Source organism: Pantoea sp. AS-PWVM4, assembly GCF_000468095.1.
GTDB lineage: Bacteria > Pseudomonadota > Gammaproteobacteria > Enterobacterales > Enterobacteriaceae > Pantoea > Pantoea phytobeneficialis.
In genome coordinates this window covers 189,945-215,422 of record NZ_ASZC01000006.1, presented here as the reverse complement: position 1 = coordinate 215,422, position 25,478 = coordinate 189,945, and the positions used below count along the sequence as shown (strand labels likewise).

19 protein-coding genes are annotated in these 25,478 nt (G+C 54.5%); 8 read left to right on the top strand and 11 right to left on the bottom strand.

Annotated elements, in window-relative coordinates; genetic code table 11:
- Window positions 1–142 precede the first annotated feature (142 nt).
- Window positions 143–1,402, bottom strand: coding sequence for a transcription termination factor Rho (gene rho, locus L579_RS08150; RefSeq protein WP_021183776.1), 1,260 nt, complete (start codon window positions 1,400–1,402; stop codon window positions 143–145).
- Window positions 1,403–1,749: 347 nt separating this feature from the next.
- Complete coding sequence (trxA, locus tag L579_RS08145; protein ID WP_021183775.1) at window positions 1,750–2,082, bottom strand: thioredoxin TrxA; 333 nt, start codon at window positions 2,080–2,082, stop codon at window positions 1,750–1,752.
- A 116-nt stretch (window positions 2,083–2,198) separates the two neighbouring features.
- Between trxA and rhlB the strand changes: the two genes are divergently transcribed.
- The gene (gene rhlB / locus L579_RS08140; protein WP_021183774.1) at window positions 2,199–3,494 is read left to right on the top strand and encodes an ATP-dependent RNA helicase RhlB; all 1,296 of its coding nucleotides are present in this window, start codon (window positions 2,199–2,201) and stop codon (window positions 3,492–3,494) included.
- 7 nt (window positions 3,495–3,501) lie between these two features.
- Entirely contained in the window at window positions 3,502–4,986 is a 1,485-nt protein-coding gene (gene ppx, locus L579_RS08135; protein WP_021183773.1) for an exopolyphosphatase, read from the top strand.
- A gap of 61 nt (window positions 4,987–5,047) precedes the next feature.
- Here ppx and rep read toward each other — a convergent pair whose 3' ends face one another.
- Entirely contained in the window at window positions 5,048–7,072 is a 2,025-nt protein-coding gene (gene rep / locus L579_RS08130) for a DNA helicase Rep (RefSeq protein ID WP_021183772.1), read from the bottom strand.
- Window positions 7,073–7,236: 164 nt separating this feature from the next.
- On the opposite strand from rep, the gene ppiC reads away from it, so the two are divergent.
- Window positions 7,237–7,518: a peptidylprolyl isomerase PpiC gene (ppiC, locus tag L579_RS08125; RefSeq protein WP_013507331.1), complete on the top strand. Its 282-nt coding sequence runs from the start codon at window positions 7,237–7,239 to the stop codon at window positions 7,516–7,518.
- On the opposite strand, the gene L579_RS08120 is transcribed toward ppiC, so the two are convergent.
- Window positions 7,519–9,579 carry an AsmA family protein gene (locus L579_RS08120; protein ID WP_021183771.1) on the bottom strand — a complete coding sequence of 687 codons (2,061 nt, stop codon included), beginning with the start codon at window positions 9,577–9,579 and terminating at the stop codon, window positions 7,519–7,521. It abuts the gene before it with no gap.
- 62 nt (window positions 9,580–9,641) lie between these two features.
- The gene (gene pdeH, locus L579_RS08115; RefSeq protein ID WP_036625915.1) at window positions 9,642–10,415 is read right to left on the bottom strand and encodes a cyclic-guanylate-specific phosphodiesterase; all 774 of its coding nucleotides are present in this window, start codon (window positions 10,413–10,415) and stop codon (window positions 9,642–9,644) included.
- Between the two features lie 247 nt (window positions 10,416–10,662).
- Between pdeH and L579_RS08110 the strand changes: the two genes are divergently transcribed.
- Together L579_RS08110 and L579_RS08105 are read left to right on the top strand one after the other, a co-directional pair.
- The gene (locus L579_RS08110) at window positions 10,663–11,595 is read left to right on the top strand and encodes a sugar kinase (RefSeq protein ID WP_021183769.1); all 933 of its coding nucleotides are present in this window, start codon (window positions 10,663–10,665) and stop codon (window positions 11,593–11,595) included.
- 356 nt (window positions 11,596–11,951) lie between these two features.
- A complete protein-coding gene (locus tag L579_RS08105) occupies window positions 11,952–12,824 on the top strand; it encodes an alpha/beta hydrolase (protein WP_021183768.1) in 873 nt (290 codons plus the stop codon).
- Window positions 12,825–12,827: 3 nt separating this feature from the next.
- Here L579_RS08105 and L579_RS08100 read toward each other — a convergent pair whose 3' ends face one another.
- The 6 genes from L579_RS08100 to bcsE form a co-directional block, all read right to left on the bottom strand.
- A complete protein-coding gene (locus L579_RS08100; RefSeq protein ID WP_021183767.1) occupies window positions 12,828–14,336 on the bottom strand; it encodes a M16 family metallopeptidase in 1,509 nt (502 codons plus the stop codon).
- A 244-nt stretch (window positions 14,337–14,580) separates the two neighbouring features.
- Entirely contained in the window at window positions 14,581–15,867 is a 1,287-nt protein-coding gene (locus tag L579_RS08095; protein ID WP_021183766.1) for a dicarboxylate/amino acid:cation symporter, read from the bottom strand.
- Window positions 15,868–16,100: 233 nt separating this feature from the next.
- Window positions 16,101–18,113, bottom strand: a complete 2,013-nt coding sequence (gene hmsP, locus L579_RS08090; RefSeq protein ID WP_200864661.1) for a biofilm formation regulator HmsP — start codon at window positions 18,111–18,113, stop codon at window positions 16,101–16,103.
- Window positions 18,114–18,353: 240 nt separating this feature from the next.
- Entirely contained in the window at window positions 18,354–20,009 is a 1,656-nt protein-coding gene (gene bcsG / locus L579_RS08085; protein ID WP_021183764.1) for a cellulose biosynthesis protein BcsG, read from the bottom strand.
- Window positions 20,009–20,197 (bottom strand): cellulose biosynthesis protein BcsF, encoded by a 189-nt coding sequence (bcsF, locus tag L579_RS08080; protein WP_021183763.1) that lies wholly within the window; start codon window positions 20,195–20,197, stop codon window positions 20,009–20,011. The genes bcsG and bcsF overlap by 1 nt, the downstream gene beginning before the upstream one ends.
- Window positions 20,197–21,744, bottom strand: coding sequence for a cellulose biosynthesis protein BcsE (gene bcsE / locus L579_RS08075; RefSeq protein ID WP_021183762.1), 1,548 nt, complete (start codon window positions 21,742–21,744; stop codon window positions 20,197–20,199). Before bcsE ends, bcsF begins: the two co-directional genes overlap by 1 nt.
- A gap of 197 nt (window positions 21,745–21,941) precedes the next feature.
- Here bcsE and bcsR point away from each other — a divergent pair, with 197 nt between their 5' ends.
- Genes bcsR through bcsA form a run of 3 tightly spaced genes read left to right on the top strand, consistent with a single transcriptional unit; the run spans window position 21,942 to window position 25,473 of the window.
- Complete coding sequence (gene bcsR, locus L579_RS08070; RefSeq protein ID WP_021183761.1) at window positions 21,942–22,136, top strand: cellulose biosynthesis protein BcsR; 195 nt, start codon at window positions 21,942–21,944, stop codon at window positions 22,134–22,136.
- Entirely contained in the window at window positions 22,136–22,867 is a 732-nt protein-coding gene (gene bcsQ / locus L579_RS08065; protein ID WP_021183760.1) for a cellulose biosynthesis protein BcsQ, read from the top strand. Before bcsR ends, bcsQ begins: the two co-directional genes overlap by 1 nt.
- A complete protein-coding gene (gene bcsA / locus L579_RS08060; RefSeq protein WP_021183759.1) occupies window positions 22,864–25,473 on the top strand; it encodes a UDP-forming cellulose synthase catalytic subunit in 2,610 nt (869 codons plus the stop codon). Before bcsQ ends, bcsA begins: the two co-directional genes overlap by 4 nt.
- The last annotated feature ends 5 nt before the right edge of the window (window positions 25,474–25,478 follow it).

Below are 25,478 nucleotides of genomic sequence, written 5' to 3'. Positions count from 1 at the left end.
GCCACAGTCATTATCAATACTCCCGGCTCGCATAATCCTAATGCCCGAAAATAAAAAACGCCACGTTAAGACGTGGCGTTGGCGATAAATCCTGGCAATTTGTGCGAAAAGTCTGTCTGAGAGACTTTTCGCCACTGACACGTCAGGAACGCTTCATCATATCGAAGAATTCGTCGTTGGTTTTGGTCATTGCCAGTTTGTTGATGAGGAACTCCATCGCGTCGATTTCACCCATCGGATGGATGATTTTGCGCAGGATCCACATCTTCTGCAACTCTTCAGAGGTGGTAAGCAGTTCCTCTTTACGGGTACCGGAACGGTTGTAGTCGATCGCCGGGAACACACGTTTTTCCGCAATTTTACGGGAAAGGTGCAATTCCATGTTGCCGGTACCTTTAAATTCTTCGTAAATCACTTCGTCCATCTTCGAACCGGTATCAACCAACGCGGTAGCGATAATGGTCAGGCTGCCGCCCTCTTCCACGTTACGCGCCGCACCGAAGAAACGCTTCGGACGATGCAGGGCGTTGGCATCCACACCACCGGTCAGTACTTTACCTGAGGCCGGAACTACGGTGTTGTAGGCGCGAGCCAGACGGGTGATGGAGTCGAGCAGAATGATGACGTCTTTTTTGTGCTCGACCAGGCGTTTGGCCTTCTCGATCACCATTTCCGCAACCTGCACATGGCGGGAAGCCGGTTCGTCGAAGGTTGATGCGATAACTTCGCCTTTAACCAGACGCTGCATCTCGGTCACTTCTTCAGGACGTTCGTCAATCAGCAGCACCATCAGCACACAATCCGGGTGATTGTAGGCGATGCTCTGGGCGATGTTTTGCAGCAGCATGGTTTTACCGGCTTTCGGCGGTGCTACGATCAAGCCACGCTGACCACGACCAATCGGTGAAGCCAGATCCAGAACACGCGCTGTCAGGTCTTCAGTAGAACCATTACCACGCTCCATACGCAAACGGCTGTTAGCGTGCAGCGGCGTAAGGTTTTCGAACAGAATCTTACTACGCGCGTTTTCCGGCTTATCGTAGTTAACTTCATTCACCTTCAACAGGGCAAAGTAACGCTCACCTTCTTTCGGCGGGCGGATTTTACCGGAGATGGTGTCACCTGTGCGGAGGTTGAAGCGGCGAATTTGGCTGGGAGAAACGTAGATGTCGTCGGGACCGGCGAGGTAGGAGCTGTCTGCGGAACGGAGGAAACCAAATCCATCCTGCAATATCTCCAGCACACCATCACCGAAGATGTCTTCGCCACTCTTCGCGTGCTGCTTCAGAATGGCGAAAATAATATCCTGCTTGCGCATACGCGCCAGGTTTTCCAGCCCCATATTTTCGCCGAGAGTAATCAGCTCAGAAACCGGCGTATTCTTTAATTCGGTAAGATTCATAGTGATGGGTTCTTAAACTCGGGGTAATTCTCGAAATGTTTGTCGTGAATGGTATGGCGAATATTCCATGCCTGTTTAATGGCTCTTTTTCGACTCTGCTCGACGGATATCGTCAGGGATGGCGATAGAAAGCGAGGAGACGGTCGATAATGTTGCCAGGGGTACTAGCCGTCAGATTGCCAAACCACGAAAACGTTCAATGCGAATAGGGTCTGACAAGGGAAATCTTTTAGATGCAAACTACAAGGTAAGTGCGTAATGCAGTATTGACAACTTATCACGCTAAAAGGGAGACGTCCAGCAGTGGAGAAAAAATTCGCCACTGCGGACGAAACACCGCGCCGGGCTTAGCCCAGGTTAGCGTTCAGGAACTCTTTAAGCTGGCCTTTTGACAGCGCGCCAACTTTCGTTGCCGCCACCTCGCCGTTTTTGAACAGCAGCAGGGTTGGGATACCACGAATGCCGTACTTCGGCGCGGTGCCCGGGTTGTCGTCAATGTTCAGCTTGGCGATGGTGAGCTTACCGTCGTACTCTTCTGCGACTTCATCAAGAATCGGTGCGATCATTTTGCAAGGACCACACCATTCAGCCCAGAAATCTACCAGTGTCACACCGTCTGCTTTCAGCACATCGGTGTCGAAACTGTCATCGGTCAGGTGAACGATTTTATCGCTGCTCATGTTTTACTCCAAAGATTATGCCTGGCGAATTGGCGTAATATTTACCAACGTAGGTTGACTTTATTTCATCGGATACGCTTTCGTAAAGCGATAGTAAGCTGATATTCTACCACACTATGAGCAAAACACACTTAACAGAACAGAAGTTTTCCGACTTCGCCCTGCACCCAAAGGTAGTGGAAGCCCTTGAAAAGAAAGGCTTTCATAACTGCACGCCGATTCAGGCGCTCGCGTTGCCTCTTACGCTTTCAGGGCGTGACGTCGCGGGTCAGGCGCAAACCGGTACCGGCAAAACGATGGCGTTCCTGACGTCAACGTTTCATCATCTTCTTACACATCCTGAGGCTGAAGGCCGTCAGGTGAATCAGCCGCGCGCCTTGATCATGGCACCTACGCGCGAGCTGGCGGTACAGATCCATGCCGATGCAGAACCGCTGGCACAGGCCACCGGCCTGAAGCTGGGTTTGGCCTATGGCGGCGACGGTTACGATAAACAGCTGAAAGTGCTGGAACAAGGCGTGGATATTCTGGTGGGTACCACCGGTCGCCTGATCGATTACGCTAAACAGAACCATATCAATCTGGGTGCGATTCAGGTGGTGGTGCTGGACGAAGCTGACCGCATGTTCGATCTCGGCTTTATCAAAGACATCCGCTGGGTGTTCCGCCGTGTTCCTCCTGCGACGCAACGTCTGAGCATGTTGTTCTCCGCCACCCTTTCCTGGCGTGTGCGTGAACTGGCGTTCGAACATATGAACAACGCCGAATATGTGGAAGTGGAACCGGAGCAAAAAACCGGCCATCGCATCAAAGAAGAACTCTTCTATCCTTCAAACGAAGAGAAGATGCGTCTGCTGCAAACCCTGCTGGAAGAAGAGTGGCCAGACCGTGCCATCGTCTTCGCTAACACCAAGCACCGTTGTGAAGACATCTGGGGGCATCTCGCCGCCGATGGTCATCGCGTTGGCTTGTTGACCGGTGATGTGGCGCAGAAAAAACGTCTGCGTATTCTCGACGATTTCACCAAAGGTGATGTTGATATTCTGGTAGCAACCGATGTCGCTGCTCGTGGTCTGCACATCCCTGCGGTAACCCATGTATTTAACTACGACCTGCCCGACGATCGTGAAGATTACGTGCACCGTATTGGCCGTACCGGCCGCGCGGGTGCCAGCGGTCACTCCATCAGCCTCGCCTGTGAAGAGTACGCGCTGAATCTGCCAGCCATTGAAGAGTATATCGGCCACGGTATCCCGGTGAGCAAATACAATAGCGAAGCGCTGTTGAACGACCTGCCACCACCGAAACGTTTGACCCGTAACCGCTCAGGCAATGGCCCGCGTCGTGGTGGCAATAACACCAACCGTCGCAGTGGCGCACCGCGTAACAACAACCGTAAACGTTCGGGTTAAGCACACCATGCTAAGCGCATCGTCCCTTTATGCTGCGATTGATCTGGGTTCCAACAGTTTTCATATGTTGGTGGTGCGCGAAGTCTCTGGCAGCATTCAGACGGTCGCGCGCATAAAACGCAAGGTGCGCCTGGCTGCGGGTCTCGACAAAGAGAGCCAGCTCTCGGCAGAAGCAATGCAACGTGGCTGGCAGTGCCTGAAACTTTTTTCCGAACAACTCCAGGACATTCCTCCTGAGCAGATTCGCGTGGTTGCGACGGCCACGCTGCGCCTTGCTGCCAACGCGCAGGACTTCCTCACTACCGCAGAACAGATCCTTGGCTGCCCAGTTAACGTCATCAGTGGCGAAGAGGAAGCACGCCTGATTTATCAGGGTGTGGCGCATACCACCGGTGGCTCCGATCAGCGTCTGGTCGTCGATATCGGTGGCGGCAGTACCGAGCTGGTGACCGGTGAGGGTTCTCATGCGACAACGCTGTTTAGTCTGTCGATGGGCTGCGTCACCTGGCTGGAGCGTTACTTCAGCGATCGCCATCTGGCAAAGGAGAACTTTGCTCAGGCCGAGCAGGCAGCGCGTGAGATGATCCGCCCGGTAGCGACGGCACTGCGCGAAAAAGGCTGGCAGATTTGTGTGGGTGCCTCGGGCACCGTGCAGGCGCTACAGGAAATTATGGTGGCGCAGGGGATGGATGAACGTATTACCCTGAGCAAACTGCAACAGTTGAAACAGCGTGCCATTCAATGTGGCAAGCTCGAGGAACTGGAGATTGAAGGGCTGACCCTGGAGCGCGCGCTGGTGTTCCCCAGCGGCTTGTCGATCCTGATCGCCATCTTTCAGGAACTGAATATCGAAAGTATGACGCTGGCCGGTGGCGCACTGCGCGAAGGGCTGGTGTATGGCATGCTGCATCAACCCATTGATCGCGATATTCGCAGCCGTACCCTGCAAAACGTCCAGCGCCGTTTTACCATTGATGTGGATCAGGCCGAACGCGTGCGCCAGTTGGCTGAAAGCTTTTTCCGTCAGGTAAGCGCCGCATGGAAGCTGGATCATCGATGTCGCGATCTGCTGCTTAGCGCCTGTTCGATTCACGAAATTGGCCTGAGTGTTGATTTCCGCCAGGCTTCCCAGCACGCTGCTTACCTGATTCGCCATCTCGATCTTCCCGGCTTTACCCCCGCCCAGAAAAAACTGCTGGCCTGCCTGTTACAGAACCAGAGCGGCAGCATCGATCTGGCGCTACTGACGCAGCAGAATGCGGTGCCACCGCGTCTGGCGGAGCGTCTGTGCCGTTTATTGCGTCTGGCGATTATCTTCTCCAGCCGTCGTCGCGACGACACCTTACCGGCGGTACGTTTGCAGGCGGATGATGATGCGCTGCATCTGACGTTGCCTCCGGGCTGGTTGCAGGCGCATCCGTTAAGGGCGGAGCTGCTGGAACAGGAGAGTCATTTCCAGTCTTATGTGCACTGGTTATTAACCCTGTCCTGATGTACCCCGTAGCGGCGCGATTTATCGCGCTCTTTTAAAACCTGCGCGATAAATCGCGCCGCTACGCGCCTTTTTTTGCATTCTCCAGCATCGCACGTAAACCGGCGACGCGAGTCTGCCTCGTTTTCATTTGTTCCTCAGCGCTCACCACTTTCTTCTCGCGCTCCCATTCCATATCATCCTGCGGCAGTTCCAGCAGAAAGCGGCTTGGCTCCGGTCGCACCAACTCGCCATACTGACGGCGCTCGCGACACAACGTGAAGGTTAGCTCCTTCTGCGCACGGGTAATCCCGACGTACGCCAGACGGCGCTCCTCCTCGATGTTGTTTTCATCAATGCTGCTCTGGTGCGGCAGAAGCCCCTCTTCCATTCCCACCAGATAAACATACGGAAACTCCAACCCTTTTGAAGCATGCAACGTCATCAACTGAACCTGATCGACATCTTCGTCGCTCTCACCACGCTCCATCATATCGCGCAGCGTGAAACGGGTGACCACCTGCGCCAGCGTCATCGGCTCATCCAGCTCACTGCCTTCCAGCATTTCCGTCATCCACTGGAACAACATATTGACGTTTTTCATGCGCATTTCAGCGGCTTTCGGGCTGGGGGAGGTTTCGAACAGCCAGCTTTCGTAATCAATACCGCGAATCAGATCGCGTACCGCATTGATTGGCTCACGTTCAGCCAGTTGAATGATCTCATTCAGCCAGGCGGTAAAACGTTGCAGATGCTCCAGTCCACGCCCGGTCAGGGTCTGCCCCAACCCCATATCAAAACTGGCGTTGAACAAACTCTTGTTGCGCAGCGTGGCCCATTCACCCAATTTTTGCAGCGTGGCAGGGCCAATCTCACGCCGCGGCGTATTCACAATACGCAGAAACGCGCTGTCATCTTCCGGGTTGGTGAGCACACGCAGGTAGGCCAGCAAATCTTTAATCTCCGGGCGGGAGAAAAATGAAGTCCCCCCCGAGATACGATACGGAATACGGTTCTGCATCAGCAGCTTCTCAAACACGCGCGACTGATGGTTGCCGCGATAGAGAATGGCGTAGTCCTTGTACTGCGTCTTGTTGATAAAGTGATGCGCAATCAATTCGCCAGCCACGCGTTCCGCCTCGTGGTCCTCATTGTTTGCCATCAGCACCTTCAGCTCGCTACCGATCCCCAGCTCAGAAAACAGTCGCTTTTCAAATACATGCGGATTGTTGGCAATCAGGATGTTGGCAGCCTTCAGGATGCGCTGAGACGACCGATAGTTCTGTTCCAGCTTGACCACTTCCAGTGCCGGAAAATCCTCTTTCAGCAGCACCAGGTTTTGTGGCCGTGCGCCGCGCCAGGAATAAATCGACTGGTCATCATCGCCCACTACGGTAAAACGCGCCCGTGCGCCGACCAGCAGTTTCACCAGCTCGTACTGGCTGGTATTGGTGTCCTGATATTCATCCACCAACAGGTAGCGGATGCGCTGCTGCCAGCGTTCCCGGACTTCCTGATTGCGTTTCAGCAGCAGCGTCGGCAACAGAATCAAATCGTCAAAATCCAGCACATTGCAGGCTTTCAGGTGTTGATCGTACAACTGGTAGCAATGGGCAAAAATCTGGTCACGCTGAGATTTCGCCATCCCTGTCGCACCCTGGGGATCAACCAAATCGTTCTTCCAGTTGGAAATGGTCGAAATCAGCTGCTGCAACTGGGTCTTATCTTCTTCCAGCCACTGTTTGGTCAAATCCTTCAGCAACGCCAGCTGATCCTGATCGTCAAACAGGGAAAAGCTCGATTTCATCCCCAACGCGGCATATTCGCGTTTGATAATTTCCAGCCCCAGGGTATGGAAGGTCGAGATCATCAGACCGCGCGCCTCTTTGCGCCCCAGCGTTTGCGCTACACGCTCTTTCATCTCGCGCGAAGCTTTATTGGTGAAGGTCACGGCGGCGATATGACGCGCCTGATAGCCGCAGTCGCGGATCAGATGCGCAATTTTATTGGTGATCACACGGGTTTTACCCGAGCCAGCACCGGCCAGCACCAGACAGGGACCGGTGACAAATTCGACAGCACGTTGTTGGCCGGGGTTTAAACGCATAACGGAAATTCACTCAGTTAACATATTGCACATCTCCTTCTCCCGCTGGCGGGATAAGGTCGGGATGAGGGCATCACACAGCACCTTAACCGCGCGATAAATCGCGCCGCTTCCATTCGGTGCAGGCTATAATGCGCGACGATTATACACAACAGGACCGAATCATGGCGAAAACCGCGGCAGCTTTACACATCCTGGTGAAGGATGAAGCAAAAGCAAAAGCGTTACTGGCCCAGCTGGAAAAAGGTGCGAACTTCCAACAGCTGGCAAAGAAACACTCCACCTGCCCCTCCGGACGTAACGGCGGCGATTTAGGTGAGTTCCGAAAAGGCCAGATGGTCCCGGCCTTTGATAAAGCGGTCTTCAGCTGCCCATTGCTGCAACCCTATGGACCGGTGAAAACCGCCTTTGGCTACCACATCATCAAGGTGCTGTGGCGTAACTGATCATTTCTTCTGCTTCATCTGCTGCAACACGTTGCTGCATTGATTGCTGTCGGTATCGCTGGGTGAAACCAACGCCAGCAACGCGGCGGCCGGTGCCACCACCGCGCCTAATGCCAACGCTGCGGCACCGCGAGCAATCAACGGCCCAGCTTTCACCCCGGCATCCGGTTTTTTGAAGGTGCCGCGCACATACAACGGCGAGCGCAGCGTAATGATGCGGATACCTTTACTCTCGGGATCGATGGTCAAATCGAGGCGCTCATTAGCAAAGTTGACGCTGCCTGACACATTAATCACCGCGTTCTCGGTATCGAAGACAAACAGTTTGGGCGTCGCCAGCCCATTGCGAATGTTGAGATCGGTGGCCGCACAGTTGATACGCACCTCGTCATCGCCAAACAGTTTACCCACCACATAGTTACCGACATTTAGTCCGGCAATCTCCATCAGGCTGCGACTGATCAACCCATCGTTCATCAACAGCTTCAACTCGCCATCACTGGTGCCCAGCAAATCCGCCACTGAATTACCGGTGCCGCTTAAGGTGGCGTCACCGTTCAACTGACCAAGGCTTTTCTGCATCGCTTGCACATTGGGAAACAACTGCCGCAGCTGAAGTTTACGCACATGCACATCCGCCCGGCCACGCATGGGGCTGCGGTTCCCTTCCAGATGGATGGTGGAGTTAAGCGCTCCGCCCGCCATACCAAAGCGCAGCGGATCAAGGCGCAAATCACCGTTATTAAGCTGTAAATGGGTATAAAGATCGCTCAACGGCAGCGAATTGCTATGTTCGATGCGCTTACCGCTGAACTTCACATCGGCATCCATCACGTCCCAATTTTTGGTATCGAACTTGTCGTGCGGCAGAACACGATCGGCAGGCTGCGTCGAGGCTTCGCCACGCTGTGCTTTCGCCTGCTGCGTTTTCTCACTGCCCTTACCAGAATTAACCCCAATTAACGGCCCCAAATCGGCCATACGCAGTTGGTTCGACGAGAGATCGCCGGTCAGGCTCGGACGGGGTTTGCCCTGACGGTACACCAGCGAACCATGAATATCGCTGTCACCGATATGACCATTGAATTTTTTGTAGCGGAACACTGGGCCTTTGTCGTCATTAAAACGCGCAATCAGGTGACCATCGGTTTCATAGGGCGGCGTATCGGGTAACAGCACGCCAGTCAAACCGTACAGATTCGCCAGCGTATCGCCGGAGAAACGCAGCCGTACATCCAACCCACCCAGATTCAGGGGGTCCTGCAATGTCCCTTCGACGCGTACCCGCGTGGTGCCATTGCGTACATCAACCTGCAACGGGAACGGTGTGGTCTGGCTGCGCAGTGACAACATGCCGCCAATTTTGCCCTCGCCCTCTAAGCGCTGATTGTTATAGGTACCGCTCGCCTGCCAGCCAAAGACAAAGTCACCGGCACCCTGCTGTTTATCATCACCTCCCGCCACCTGCGCATAGGGCACCGGCTTGCCGAGGGGATTGAGGGTGACGCTGACATCCGCTTTGTTAATGGCGTCGCGATAGCGTACTTGCCCTTGATCGAACAGGATATTATCGAGACGGAACGTCCAGGCCGAAGGGGCCGCATTGGCCTCGCCGTTGTTATTGCTGGCAAGGTTGAAGGTCCAGTTGTTTTGTTTATCCGCAGTCTGTACCAGGCGTGCATCGGGTTGCTGGAGTTTGATCCACGGCAGATAAACCTGTTTATGCAGCAACGCCAGCGGCGCTAACGTCGCCTCCACGCGCTGTAAATGCACCATGGTGACATCAGGGATAGCGGGCGGATTACCCAGCATAATATCGTCGGCATGCACCTGCGGCCAGGGCACCCAGCTACGCCAGCCGGGTTCTTCACGATTGCGTACCCAGGCTACACCGAGATCGCCGCGAATGGCGAAAGGTCGATTCAATTCTGCCGAGACTTTCTGGTTGATGGTTGGTTTCAGGCGATTCCAGTCAAAGGTCGCAATCACGACCAACATCACCACAACCAGCAACAAAAAAATCCCGATGACCCAACTCAGGACTTTTCCTGTTCGTGACATGCTGCTTCCTCCTTGTCCTTCCACGTCTCATTTAAAGATAGTCGAGACGTTGAGGAACGTTATCAGGGAAGCGCCAGCGCCATGTTTTCCAGTTCGCTAAACGGAACCGGGCGGGAGAAGAAATAACCTTGTGCGGCCATTGCGGGCGAGCTACGCACCTGCTGCCACTCTTCCTCGGTTTCCACGCCTTCGACAATCACCCCGTTGCAATAACGGTTGATCAAGGCCAACAGCATGGAAAACAGGCTGCGACCTTCGTCGGTAGAGCGCAGCAGCATAAACAGCTCGCGTGACAACTTAATGTAGTCATAACGCAGCTCGGTCAGGGCGGAGAAGTTCGCCATACCGGAACCAAAATCATCCAGCCACAGCGGGCCAAGCTCCGGCATCTGCGCAATCATCTCTTCCTGCGGCAACACATGATGTTCTGTCAGTTCAAAGCGTACCCACGGCAGTTGGGTTATCAGGCTGCGGATTTGCGGATGTTGTTGGATTGCCAGCAGCGTAGGGCCATCGATATTGACCGAAGCCACCAGTTGGCGCTGATTAAAAAGGGCCGACCACTGCATCAGCAGTTCCAGCTGTTCCTGCACCACATCGAGACGCTGAGAAATCTCCAGCGCATCAAAATAGATTTCCGGCGAAAGCCTTTTTTCTGGTGCGGATGGATGTGTCACCGCAGTCAGTAATTCAATAGCCAGTAAGTGGCCCGAGACCTGGTAGATCGGCTGGAAAGTATAGAATCGTTGGCACTGCTGCCAGAAGAGACGCGTTTCCTGTTGTTGCTCCAGTTCAATTGAAGAAGGCAGTCGATGACTAAAATTCTTCATCACCATGGTTTTTTCCTGGTAGGTGGTGAGTGCCTGCAAATAGCATCATCATCCTGAGCAGCCACACGAGCTCTTGAGTGTAACAGTGCGTCTCACGCTTAATCGGTAAAACAAGCAACAATTTCGCGGCTAAATTACCCTTAAACCCCCTGTTTCACACCTTAAGTGGAATTAAAACGCCGTTTTGAAAAACATTGACGGCTGCCATACCAGACGCGAGACTAGGGGAAGAATTCACTACAGGCCGAAGACCATGACGCAGAAGAAAATCGCCATCCTTGGCGAATGCATGATTGAGCTGTCCGAAAAAGGTGAGAACATCAAACGCGGTTTTGGCGGCGATACGCTGAATACCGCGGTATATCTGGCGCGTCAGTCTGACATTGAGCAGCTGCGCGTTGATTACGTAACCGCCCTCGGCACCGACAGCTTCAGTGACCAGATGATTGCCGCCTGGCAGCAGGAGCAGGTACAAACGGGATTGATCCAGCGACTCGACAACAAAATGCCGGGTCTGTACTTCATCGAAACCGACGAACACGGCGAGCGGACCTTCTGGTACTGGCGTAGCGATGCCGCTGCGCGCTACTGGCTCGACAGCCCGCAATCTGAGGCCATTTGCCAACAACTGGCCCATTACGATTATCTCTATCTCAGCGGCATCAGCCTGGCGATTTTGCCTGCCGCCAGCCGCGAGAAGCTGATGAACCTGCTCAGCGCGTGCCGCCAGAACGGCGGCAAAGTGATTTTTGATAATAACTATCGCCCGCGCTTGTGGGCCGATAAAGCCAGTGCGCAGCAGGCGTATGCTGCGATGCTGCAGCATACCGATATCGCCTTTCTGACGCTGGATGATGAACATCTGTTATGGGGTGAACAGCCACTGGAAGCGGTGATTGCCCGCACCCGCAACGCGGGCGTGCAGGAGATTGTGATCAAACGTGGCGCTGAATCCTGTTTGGTGGCCGTTGGTGAGGCGCCGCTTTACGATGTGCCCGCCATCAAACTGGCAAAAGAGAAAGTGATCGACACTACTGCCGCCGGCGATTCCTTTAGCGCAGGCTATCTGGCGCTGCGTTTACAGGGTGCGGCACCGGATGCCGCCGCCGCCCGCGGTCATCTCACCGCCAGCACTGTGATTCAACATCGCGGCGCGATCATCCCTCTGGACGCAATGCCACAGTAATGCCTCTACGCCCTGCTCGTCAGGGCGTCTCAAACATCACGCTGGCTAACAAACAATTGCCATAAATTTACCTTAAATCAGCACTTCCTCCCGGCAGTTTCCCCTGACGCCTGCGGAGATCCATTTTCCTGCCAATCCATGCCTGACTACTTTAGCCGGGCTTAAGATCTAATTTTAAATTCAATACGTTATGGCAACAAAAAGGTGCGCCAGGCATAGTCCGATTCTGTCTGAATTACGGCTTTTCGGCTGGACGATCGCCATAAAAAAGACCATGTTTTAATCAATAACAGCAGGATGCTGTTGATCCGGCCGCGACCACAAAAACGACAACATGATTCGCTCAGGACCGATTTATGCACACAGAAATTATTAATATCTGGCCGCACGGTGATGCACCGGGCGCCAGCGACTCACGCGCACAGCCGCAGATTGTCGATCTCGCCAAAGAATATGAACCCTATGATCGTGCTGCCACCGGGGTACGCTGCCCGGAGATGGCTATCTGGCACCCCGAAAACTCCAACGGTATTACGCTATTGGTGGCCCCGGGTGGCGGTTATCAACGGGTGTTGATCGATCGCGAGGGCAGCGCACTGGCGACGTTCTTTACCTCAATGGGCTACACGCTGGCGGTCATGACCTACCGTTTACCTTACGACGGTCATCACGAAGGCCCGGATGCGCCGCTGGCCGATGCGCAGCGTGCCGTGCGGGTATTGCGCGATCGGGCGCAGCGTGCGATGAACGGCAAATATATCGTGATGATGGGTTTCTCCGCCGGTGGTCATGTTGCCGCCAGCCTCGGCACGCGGTTTTCTGAGAAAATCTACCCGGTGCAGGATCAGGCTGACAGCCTCTCGCCCCGACCTGACGCGATGGTGCTGATTTATCCGGTGATCAGCATGCGTGACGGGCTGGCCCATGAAAGTACCCGCACCCGGCTATTGGGTGCGTGGCCGGATCAAAAAACCATAGATGCCTATTCGCTGGAAACACGGGTGCATAGCCAGACGCCGCCGACGCTGCTGATCCACGCGGCTGACGATGAAACGGTATCAATCAATAACAGCATGGTGTTCTTCAGCGCGCTGCGCGAACACAGCGTACCGGCAGAAATCCACTTTTATCAGAAAGGCGGCCACGGATTTGGCATCCGTGGCGTGGCGGATTTGCCCTTAGCCAGTTGGCCGATGCTGGTGACCGAGTGGCTGCGGGCAAAAACCTGAGGCTTATGACGATGGCGGGGCCAGCTCACTGCTGCTGGCGTTGCCGTCGTTTTTGACATCATCCGGGCTGGCTGGGGTGGTCGGTGTCTCTGGTGGTGTCATCACCTTATCCCAGCTTTCCTGCAACATTTTCACATTGGTTTCCGCTTCACCTTCCGGCTGGATCAACACCATCGTCAGTTCCTGAGTCAATTGCTGACGCAGTTCCTGATTAAGCTGATCACGCGTTAACCCGCCCAGAAATGACTGGCGCAGTTTTTGATATTGCTCCGGAGCGATATCCACCACCGCATTTTGCTGTGAACGCAGACGCTGCCCCATCAAAATATCGGTGTCGGTACGTGCGTAGGTGGCGAACAACTTATTCAGCTCCAGCAGCTTTTGCGCCATCAGCGCGTCAAACTCATCCTGCGGCAACCCTTTATCACGCACCGCCGCCAGCTCTTTTGCTACCAGATTCATATTCTGGGGCAGTGAAGCGTTAGGGCTGTCCATATTGATGGCGCACTGGGCGCGTTGATACAGCACACGACAGTCGAAGCCCACCTGAACGCTCTGCGCTTTGCTGTCGGCCAGGGCACGCTGTACATGCCAGAACAAGGCTTCACGCGCCAGATCGCTCTGCCAGTAACGCTCCAGGTTCTGCGAATCACGAATCGGTTGCCACGGGCTGTCCCACACCAACGACAGACGATCCTGATTTATCGCCCCATTGACCAGGTTCACCGGTTGATGCGGCAACGGCGACAGCGTCGGCATTGCCGCTGGCGATGCCCGTTTACCTTGTAGCGGCGCAAAGGCTTTGTTGATCTGCTCCGCCAGACTGCGGCTGTCAACATTGCCGACCACATATAAGGTCATGGCATCTGGCGTGTACCACTGCTGATAAAAATTCTTCAGCTGCGCGATATCGACTGGCGCGCGTGGTTGTTCGCCAGGATCGTGCGCCAGCAGCGTTGAGCCTTTCAGGCGATAGCGCCACCAGACATCCTGGGTGTTGGGCGGCCAGGTGGCGATTGGATCGGACGCGCTCAGCGCGGTCGTCACCACCTGTTCATTCAGTGCCATCTTGCCTGCGGTCGCCGACAGCCAGTTCAGTGCTTCTTTCAGCAGCTCCGGACGGTTATTCGGCAGGCTCAGATTGTATTGGGTGAAATCATATGACGATATGGCAGGCGGCAGCGGACGATGCGGATCCATCGCCTGTTGCCATAAAGCGCGTTGCTGATTGGTATCGAGCGCGGTGTTATGCACCAACGCCAGACGCGGTAACAAATGGCTGAAGCCGGTTTGTTGTGCACTCTCCACCAGCGAACCGGTGTTAACGATCAGGCGCAGCTCTATGCGGTCACTGGGACGCTGCGGCGTTGTCAGCAATTGCCAGCTAAAACCATTGTCCAGTTTGCCTTCCTGCCAGGCGGGATCGGGCTGGAGTGTTTCGGCATGCACGCCAAAACCGGATGCTGCCAACAGCAATCCGCCAACCAAAAGCCGAATTCTGGTGCCCTGCATGTGAACCCCTATCAAACAGATCAACACTCGTTATCACGGCGCGTGCGGTCGCTCAGAGGCTGACCGATGCGGCAGTTTGCCGCCACGTTTATTCTTCAACTGACTCTTTGACCACAAGATGGCCGGGATGTCGCGCAACGAGGTGAAAAACCGGGAAAAAAATCAATGGGGTTTATTATGCAAATGCCCGCTGTGAGGGCAAGTCACAGCGGGCATTTCCCGGAAAATTAACGCAATTGTCGCTTTACAGCGAAGATTCCGGTGCGTTTTTCGCCTTTTTCGCTGAAGAAAGCGTCTCATTCAACTGGCGCTCGTCCAACTGACCGACCCACTTCGCCACCACCACGGTCGCCACACCATTACCGACCAGGTTAGTCAGGGCGCGCGCTTCGGACATAAAGCGGTCAATCCCCAGAATCAGCGCCAGTCCGGCCACCGGCAGATGTCCCACCGCCGACAAGGTTGCCGCCAGCACGATAAAGCCACTGCCGGTCACACCCGCCGCACCTTTCGACGACAGCAGCAGCACCACCAACAACGTAATCTGATGGATGACGTCCATATGCGCATTGGTTGCCTGCGCAATAAATACGGCGGCCATCGTCAGGTAAATGGAGGTACCGTCAAGGTTGAACGAGTAACCTGTCGGGATCACCAGACCTACTACCGATTTCTTACAGCCAAGCCGTTCCATCTTGTCCAGCATACGCGGCAACGCAGATTCCGAAGAGGACGTGCCCAGCACGATCAGCAGTTCTTCTTTGATATACGCCACGAATTTAAAGATGTTGAAACCTGCCACGCGGGCAATCAGGCCGAGCACCACCACCACGAACAGGATACAGGTGATATAGAAACAAATAATCAACTGACCGAGTTGTACCAGCGAACCGACACCGTATTTACCAATGGTGAACGCCATCGCACCAAATGCGCCAATCGGGGCCAGACGCATAATCATATTGATGATGCCAAAGATGACTTTCGAGAAGCTTTCAATCACGTTGAAAATCAACGTGCCTTTGTCACCCAAACGATGCAGGGCAAAACCAAACAGAATCGCGAACAGCAGCACCTGCAAGATGTTGCCGCTGGCAAAGGCACCAATCACGCTATTGGGGATCACATCCAGCAGGAAGGCAACCACGCCCTGCTGTTCCGCCTGCTGTGCATACATGGCAACCGCTTTCGCATCCAGCGTGGCGGGGTCAATGTTCATGCCCGCGCCAGGTTGAATCACGTTGACCACAATCAGGCCAATAATCAGCGCGATGGTGCTGACAATTTCGAAATAGAGCAGCGCCACTGCGCCAGTCCGCCCAACTGCTTTCATGCTCTCCATGCCGGCAATACCGGTCACCACCGTACAAAAAATCACGGGGGCGATGATCATCTTGATCAGCTTGACGAAGCCATCTCCGAGCGGCTTCATCTGCGCGCCTAACTCAGGATAAAAATGGCCTAACAGAACGCCGATGCCAATGGCAACCAGCACCTGAAAGTAGAGGCTTTTAAACAGCGAGGTTTTCATAACAGGTGTCCAGTGAAGACGGATTTATCCGTCATTTATTTAATTTAATGATGTCATGCCATGTAGCGGGTCCGGGAAAGGCCCTGCCGACGTTGAGGAAAATAACATCCGGTTAACGCGATTAATATAGGCTTACATTCCTTACAAAAGTTACAAAACTCTAACTATGAACTGAAACGCTTCAGCAAGCGAGGGTTATGTAAATTCACAAGGAAAATCAATAAATCAGGTGATTATTTGGTGGGTGATAGCTTGTCAAGCCAGCGTTGATTGAAGATGTTGAGCGGCAGTGCTTCAGCATACAGATAGCCCTGACCGATGGTAATACCGCGTGCCAACAGCCAGTCGCGCTGCTCGGCCGTTTCCACGCCTTCAGCAATAACATCCAGATGGATGATATCGGCGATGGCAGCCACGATACGCACCATAGTGTCATCATCCGGCAGCGCAGCAACAAAGCTGCGATCCATCTTTAACTTGTTGACCGGCAATGCTTTAAACTGATGCAGATAGTTCAGATTGGAGTAACCCATGCCGAAATCATCCAGTGCCACAGCGACACCCGTTTGCTGCAACATGCGCAGCAGCGCTATCGCCTGCTCGGCATCGCCAATCTTGGCGGTTTCGGTGATTTCCAGCACAAAGTTACCCGGCGTAATACGATGACGTTCCAGCAACCCCTGCAAATGCGTCACCACGCTGGCATCCCGTAGCTGAACCGCCGAGATATTCACGCTCAACGGGATGTTGATTCCCTGCTTCTGCCAGGCGGCGATAATGCGACACGCTTCTTCGAACACCCAGCGGCCAATCGAAGCAATCACGCCAATCTCTTCCGCGCTGGCAATAAACTCTTCCGACAATCCCCAACTACCATCCGGCTGACGCATGCGCAGCAAGGCTTCCGCTCCCGCCAGCTCGCCGGTGGCCATATTGATTTGTGGTTGCAGATAGAGCGCGAACTCCTCATCCTGCAACCCCTGCAAAATGTCGTGTTCCTGGGTTAAGCGCTTTTGCGCCCGCTCGGTCAGTGCCGGATCGAAAAACAGGATCTGATTTTTACCCTGATGACGTGCCGACATCATCGCTGAAGTCGCACGATCAAGCTGCTCGCTGGCGGAGATTGGGGTGTCGTCATGCAGCGCCAGCCCCATGCTGGCGTTGGGACGTAGCTGAAGTTGTTGCAGATTGACCGGCTGATTGATGCGCAACATCAGGTTGCGCGCCAGGCGCATCGCCCGGAACGGGTTGTGCGCACGCTTCAGCAGCAACGCAAAGTCACTCGGTCCGGTTTGCGCCAGCAGCGTATGATCGTCAATCGTGCTGCGAATTTTCTCCACCAACGTCAGCATCAGGGTATCGCGCTGATCGTCACTCAGTACCCCGTTGGCTTCCTGCAACGTATCAATGCGAATCACCATCACCCCCCAGGGATCAGGGCGATGCCGGTGATGGATATGTTGATCAAGCAGAGCCAGAAACAACGTACGATTTGGCAAATCAGTAACAGCAAAATGGGTGGTCAGTCGGCTCATCTCATCATGAATTGACTCCAGCACCTGCTGATTACGGTTATAGCTGCGGATCAACATGCCAATTTCATCATCGCGATGATTTTCCGGCAGCGTGAGTTTATGCGTCAGAATGGCCTGCGGTGGCAATTCCTGCAAATCACGCGAGATATTACGTAGCGGATGGACCACCAGCCGGTTAATACACCAGCTAATCGACACCGACAAAATCAGCGCCAGCAATAAATAGGTGGTAATCATGGTTGAAAGCGTACTCAGGATAAACTGATACACCCTTGATGAATCCGCCTGAAGGACCAGATAAGCAATCGGTTTTGGCAGCCCGGTACGCTCAACAGAATAAAGCGGTAAGGTAATCTGCACCGGTAGCTCAAATAAACGCGCCACCAGCACCGGCACCGGCTTCTCTACCTCAAAATCGGCATGCAATGCCTGGAATGCATTGGGTAACACCACATCCGCACGCGACAAAATACCGGCGGGTTTGAGGGTGTTAAGGATATGTTCTGCCTGAGGAATATCGGCTTTCAGGACCGCTTCAGACAGCGGCTGACGCACGGTATGCGCCACATTTTCCATTTGTTGGGCGTAGTCAATCCTGCGCTGCTGCACAAAATGAAATAACTGAATGACGATAAAAATACAGATGGTAACTAACGCCACGGTGGAGACTGTGGCCATCTGCTTTATCGTTAAGGAACGACTGACGCGCAACAAAATCTCTCCTGGCAACTCTAAGCCGTGTTATCAGACAGGAAAATGCGCAGCAAGTATATCCCAGATCACGGTTTTTTTTCGCCGGGAGAAAGTCGCAAAATCGGGGTTCGCGTGGTATCAAACGACGTTATTCGGATAAATACACATCCGTAGCGACGCGATTTATCGCGTGGGTTTTGCTTCACGCGACCAAAACATTGCGCGATAAATCGCGTCGCTACGGTGTCAGGCCATTATTTATTGCGGATACGCCACCCAATCACCGCCGTTCAGGCGAATCCACGGCTTGCCGTGATACATCATCACCACCGCGTTATCATTCTCCGACACCACTGGCGTTTGCGGCAGATTATCGGTCAACGCGGACATATTCACATTCGGCGCGTTGAACACCTGGCCATCCACCACGCGGGAAATGATCTCGGAAAGCGCCAGCATACTGGTCGGGGTATTAATTGTCAGTGGCTGGCCCTGATGCGGTGCCTTCATACCGATAAAGCTGATGCCCACCGGCACATGGGTAATCGACGGACTGGGGATATCGCGCAGACCTGACATCTGCATCTTATCGCCCTGCAATGCCGCACCATGCTCCGGCACCACCACCACCATCACGCGACGGCCCGATTTCTCCAGATTGGTCAGGAAAGTATCGAGCTGGTCAAACAGCATTTTAGCGCGCGGTTGCCAGGCGGCCGTGCGCGTACTGCCCAGTTCACGGACGCCATCATGCAACGGAATCAGGTTATAGAAAGTGGCGCTGCGTGCATCGTTACTTTTGCTGCGGTCATCCAGCCAGCGCTGCAATAGCTGACCATCGTTGTAGATGGGCGAGCTGTCAAACGAGGTCAGTTCTGGCGCGATACCCGCCTGCGACATTAACGGTGCCTGGATATTCCCGTCCTCGCGCATCTCTTTCAGATAGTTGCCGAAGACACCGTTGTGATCCATCACCAGCTCCTGCTTAAAGCCCAGCTTCGCAAGATTATCAAACAGATAGCATCGCTGATCGGCGGGTTTATACAGATCGCTGTGCGAGGTCTGCCCGCAGCTGGCACGCAACAGGCGAATCCCTGCCGGGCCACTGTAACCGGTGGCCGAATTGTAGTTATCCAGCATGATATCGAAGTGGTGCCACAACGGATGATTCCGCAGCTGCGCCACATCCAGATCCGACCAGGACAGCGAACAAATATTCAGCACCAGAATATCGAACGGCTGCGAATCGCCGGGCAGGCTATCCGGGAAATGGGTTACGCGCTGCCGCTCGCTGTCATAAAAACGGTTAAGCCACGCGGTGAGGTTGGCACTGGTGGGTGCGGCAGATTGATCGAGCGCATCGGGCGTTTTACCGGCCACAGCCGGTTGATCATTCAACACCACTTCCGGCGTCGCAGCTTTGCCCGGCAGCAAATTAAAGGATGGCCCGGCAATGGTAACGATGTTCAGCCAAATCAACAGCAGCGACACCAGCACCGTAATGCGAATCCATTGCGCGACAAACAGATACAGCACCAACAGCACAAAGGCGGCGCCGATCATCTCCCAGTTGATAAAGCGATCGAGCAGGTCCAACAGGTAAGCGGTCGAAAACCCCGCAACCTGATCGCCCTGACTGAGAATCGAGCTAAGACCAGGTAGCCAGGTGTCGTGCCAGAACAGACCAAAGCCAATCGGCAGTGACGCCCAGTTACGCAGCCGATGCCAGCGCTGCGAGGGTAGCGGGAACAGCAGCCAGGCAAGAAACACCAGATTGCTCAGGGCGTGAAAGTTCAGGTAGCCATACCACAGCAACCCAAACTTCAGCAGAAAATAGAAGTTCCAGCCGCCAAGGCCACGCCACCAGGAGCCGTGCAGCGACCAGCCGCTTGCCGAAGATTTTTTATCGCTCATTACGGTTTTCTATCCGTTTTCGTCGTATTCCGTTGCCAGACTCCCTCGGACTTCAGCGCACGAGCCGGAAGCAGGCGCATCAGCAGGCTGTTGCTACTACGCGGCAGCCAGCGCACCAACAGGGATTTGAGAAATAGCAGAATAAGTAGCAGCAGGATGATGACCTGCACCCAATCCATTAGTGTCATCAGGACTGCGCTCCATCAATATTCAGGGTAATCGGCTGAGGAAGCGGTGCCGCGCGTTCATGCGACACCGGGTCTGGCGCTGTTGCAGCCAGGGTCACCGGCTCCACCGGCAGATCCTGGTGCGTCACCGGTGTCAGCTGACTGATTTTATTCACTTCCGATACGATTTGGTTGTCTTCGAACCACACCATGCGATTGCTGAACAACTCGTCATGCGGCAGCGAGAAAATGGATTTCAACGCAATGTCCAAATCGTTAAAACGGCATGAGGAGAGGAACAGGTAGAGACGATCATCCAACTGCGTCACCAGGTCACCGAAACGGCGCGGTTTACACAACGTCAGCACCTGTTCCGGCTTCAGCTGCGGCACCGGGCGCAGCGCGACCATCAAACCTTTATCGTTTTCCGGTAACAGCGTGTTTTTCATCAGCTTCTGTACCGCGCCACAAAACGCATTCAATGGCAGAAAACCGCGCTGCTGCAACGGCTGTAAAGCCTGCATCAACGCAGGCAAGTCTGCGGGCACATGACGGGTAAACTGCTGCCCCTGAATCCCTTCCAGCGTGGTAAGGAAGCGCGACAAAGTTGCCGCCGTGGGCACAATTGCATTGATGCCGCAGGCCAGCAGCAGGCGCTCATCGCTGTATCGCAAGCTGGTATTCATCTCGCGTACGACAATCTTCAGCGCGTTACCACGCGAGCGTCGCAGGCTATGGACCATTTTTGCCAGGGCGTTGATATCATGGTTATTTGCCAGGCTAAAGATCACCGTCGCGGCGTTGGCCTGTTGCGCGCGCGAGTAAACCCCATCATTGTCGCTAAACAATTGCCACTGAGCGGAAAAAGGTGGAGCGCCTTCCAGCACGCCCTGCTCGGCAAGAAATTGATTCTCATCGTTCAGGCTGAGCGGAATATTTTGTTCCTCTTCGCTGGCAGCAATAAACTGATTTTCGATGTAATTCAGGCGAATCGCGCGATCCGCCAACAGTTGGTCAGCGGAATACCACCAGTTAATGCGATATTGCCAGCTATCCTGTTGATAATCTAAATGAGCGACACCATCAATCTGGCGAAAATAACGCTGGAGATAATTCCGCAGGTTAATTATTGATGTACCAGAAGTTATCATCAGCAGCGTCATGTTTTTTTCAATTAACTGACGACGCATGCGCTTCAGCCAAATCGCCAGTTCTTCCTGCGATAATTTAACCCAATGTGCGGCGTTGCTATAAAACAACACCAGACCGCTTCGCTTATTCATTACGCGCGCAAAATCCCCTTGCAACTGTTGCAAGGAAAGTTTATTGGCCGGCAACGAAAATAAAGGAATACGCACCGGGCCACCGGGCGGATCGGGCGTCAGCAATGCCTGCGGTTTTTCGTCTGAGCTGATCAGTGTGGCAGCCTGTTGCTGGCTTATCACCTGACGCAGAAACGATCGCGCATCCTCCTGCCGCTGGCAGGTGATCCAGTAAAGTCCGGGCGTTTGCAGTGTAATTAATTCCTGTTGAACCTGTTGCAGGCCGAGCGCATAGTGATTTTTCATATTAGATTCGCGATCTGTACAATCCAGGCTAGTTTATTATAGACGGCGACGATTGGAACTGCTGAAATAAAAAAACGTTGAACTAACTCAAAACGCATTGATCTGTGCGGGTGTTTATCGTTTTCGCCAACGTTAAACTTATATCAATAAATATAATCGTAACTCTTCGATTGTCGTTTTTAGCTGGCAAAAAAGTAATGAAAACAGAAAATGCCTTTTCGCTGGTATCGCGAACCCGTGAAGAACAGGATGACATTAATACCTTAAGTGAGGCCTTTTCATTGCAGGCGTTTCACTACATTGATATTGCCCGGGAAGAGCGCCTGAATACCCTTTTGTCGCACTGGCCGCTTTTGCAGGAATTATCCGCCACTCAGGAGTCTGAACACTAATGCCGGTGATTGCTCTTCAGGGACTGCGCGGCGGCTGTGGCGCCACTGCGCTCTGCGCGGCGCTTGGCTGGGCGCTGAACGCGCTACAGGAATCGGTGCTGGTGCTCGATCTTTCCCCTGCGAATCAACTGGCTACCCACTTCAACTTGCCAGTGAATCATGACGCCGGATGGATGCCCGCCCTGCTCAATCAGCAGCCCTGGCAACAGACTGCACAGCGCTACCGCCCGGGGTTAGATTTCTTACCTTTTGGCGCAACAACCCATCAGCAGGCATTAAGTATTCGCTGCTTCGACGAAAAATTTGCTGAACCGTTGCTTAATGCTTTCGCTACGCTCAAATCTCAGTACCGCTGGTTGTTGTTGGATTTACCGGCAGACGTGTCTCCCTGGCACCTGCCGTTCCTGCACAGCGCAGACCAGGTGCTTCAGATACTCACCCCTGATGCCAACTGTCAGCTGCGTCTGCATCACCCGCGTTTTCTGCCGCACACGTTGTTTTTGATCAACCAGTTCAATGCCAACAGCAAGCTACAGCAGGATTTGCATCAACTGTGGATTAGCTCACTGCGCAACCTGATTCCGCAGGTCATTCATCGCGATGAAGCGCTGGCGGAAGCGCTGATGATGAAACAACCACTGGCTGAATATCGCCCGCACGCGCTTGCCAGTGAAGAGGTCAACACCCTGGCAAACTGGCTGTTGCTCAATGTGGCCGGGGCAGGCAAATGAATCCGCTACGCTGGCTGCTCATCCCGCAGGCGTGGCAGGCGTTGCAACAACGCGCCCGCCAGGCGCGTCGCCATGGCACACCCTGGCCGACCATCATCCTGCATTTGATGTGGTGCATCCTTGCCTGGTCACTGCTGCGACTGGAGACGCCGGGTTGGCAGCGCATCCTGCAACAACGTCATCGCTACTTCCCGCAAATCTCCCTGCAACGCCCGCGTCCGCTCGATGTGCTGCGCTATGCACTGCAAAGCCTGTGGCTGTTGCTGGTCTTGCCGCTCGACGATAGCGAACGCAGCGAGCGTAAACGCTTCAATAACGCCTTTAAGCCGCTGTTCCGCTGGCGTCGACAACTCTATCAATGGTTGGGCGCGCTGCCATTGCAGTTGAAAAAACGTGGCGTCATCCGACGCAGCGAACAGCGTCTGCAACGATTGCCACCACGCGCACGCCAGTTGTTGTTTATCACCGCCGCCATTGCTGCCAGCCTGCTGGCGTTGCTGTGTATCTCACAACCCTTCGGCATCATGACGCAGTTTGTCTTCGTGCTACTGCTGTGGGGGCTGGCGATGCTGGTTCGCCGCGTACCGGGGCGGCTCTCTACCATCATGCTGATCGTGCTGTCGCTCACCGTCTCCTGCCGCTATTTGTGGTGGCGCTACACCGAAACCCTCAACTGGGACGATCCGATTAGCCTCGCCTTCGGCTTGCTGCTGATTGGCGCGGAAACCTATTCGTGGACGGTGCTGGTGCTGGGCTATTTCCAGACGTTGTGGCCGCTCAACCGCCATCCACTGTCGATGCCAGAGGAGATCACCGTCTGGCCGAGTGTGGATATTCTGGTGCCCACTTATAACGAACCGCTCAGCGTGGTGAAACCGACCATCTACGCCGCGATGGGTATCGACTGGCCGCGCGATAAGCTGAATATCTATATTCTCGATGACGGCACACGCGACGAATTCCGCGAGTTTGCCGCCAGTGTCGGGGTGCAGTATGTGGTGCGTCCCACGCATGAACACGCCAAAGCGGGCAATATCAACCATGCGCTGAAAACCCGTTGCCAGAGCGAATATGTGGCGATTTTCGACTGCGACCATGTGCCGACGCGTTCGTTTCTGCAAATGACGATGGGCTGGTTCCTGAAGGATAAACAGCTGGCGATGTTGCAGACGCCGCATCACTTCTTCTCGCCGGATCCCTTCGAGCGCAACCTCGGCCGCTTCCGCCAGACGCCAAATGAAGGCTCACTGTTTTACGGCCTGGTGCAGGATGGCAATGACACCTGGGATGCGGCGTTTTTCTGCGGCTCCTGTGCCGTTCTGCGCCGCGATGCGCTGGATGAGATTGGCGGCATTGCAGTCGAAACCGTGACGGAAGATGCGCACACCTCATTGCGTCTGCATCGTCGCGGCTATACCTCGGCCTATATCCGCATTCCACAGGCGGCCGGCCTGGCTACTGAAAGTCTGTCGGCGCATATCGGTCAGCGCATCCGCTGGGCGCGCGGCATGGTACAGATTTTCCGACTGGATAACCCGCTGTTTGGCAAAGGCTTAAAACTGGTGCAGCGCCTGTGTTATGCCAACGCCATGCTACATTTCCTCGCGGGGATTCCACGGCTGATTTTCCTGCTGGCACCGCTGGCATTCCTGCTGTGCCACGCCTACATCATCTATGCCCCGGCACTGGCGATCGCCATTTATGTGTTACCCCATATGCTGCACACCAGCCTGACCAACTCACGCATTCAGGGCCGCTGGCGTCACTCCTTCTGGAGTGAAGTGTATGAAACGGTGCTGGCCTGGTACATCGCCCGCCCGACCACGGTAGCGTTGTTCAATCCGCACAAAGGCAAATTCAACGTGACCGCTAAGGGTGGCCTGGTCGAGAAACGCCATCTCGACTGGGTGATCACCAAACCCTACATGTTCCTGGTGCTGCTGAATCTGGCGGGAATTGTGATGGCCTTCTGGCGTATGGCTTACGGCCCATCCAATGAAATCCTGACCATCTGGGTCAGTCTGATTTGGGTGATCTACAACATGGTCATCCTCGGTGGTGCCGTGGCGGTGTCGGTAGAGGCCCGGCAGATTCGCGAAGCGCACCGTGTCGAGATCGCCATGCCTGCCGCCATTGCACGCGAAGATGGTCATATGGTGCCCTGCACGCTGCGCGACTACTCGGACGGTGGCGTTGGTGTAGAGCTGCGCGAAGCAGATGCGTTGCAAGAGGATGAGCCGGTGTGGCTGCTGCTGCGCCGTGGTCAGCAGGAGTTCAGTTTCCCCTGCCAGGTACAACGCGTCTTTGGCCGCCGCGCCGGTATCCGCCTGCATCAGCTATCCACTGAACAACACATTGAATTTATTCAGTGTACCTTTGCCCGCGCCGATACCTGGGCGCTGTGGCAGGACGGTTTCCCGGAAGACAAACCGGTACAAAGCCTCGCCGACATTATGGTACTGGGCTTTAAAGGCTACCTGCGTCTGGCGGAGTACGGCCCAACGCCGCTGCGTCGTTTATTCAGCCTGCTCACCACGCTGGTGCACTGGCTGGCCTCACTGCTGCCACAACAACCTGGCCGCGTGAAAATAGAAAACACTCATTAAGTTGA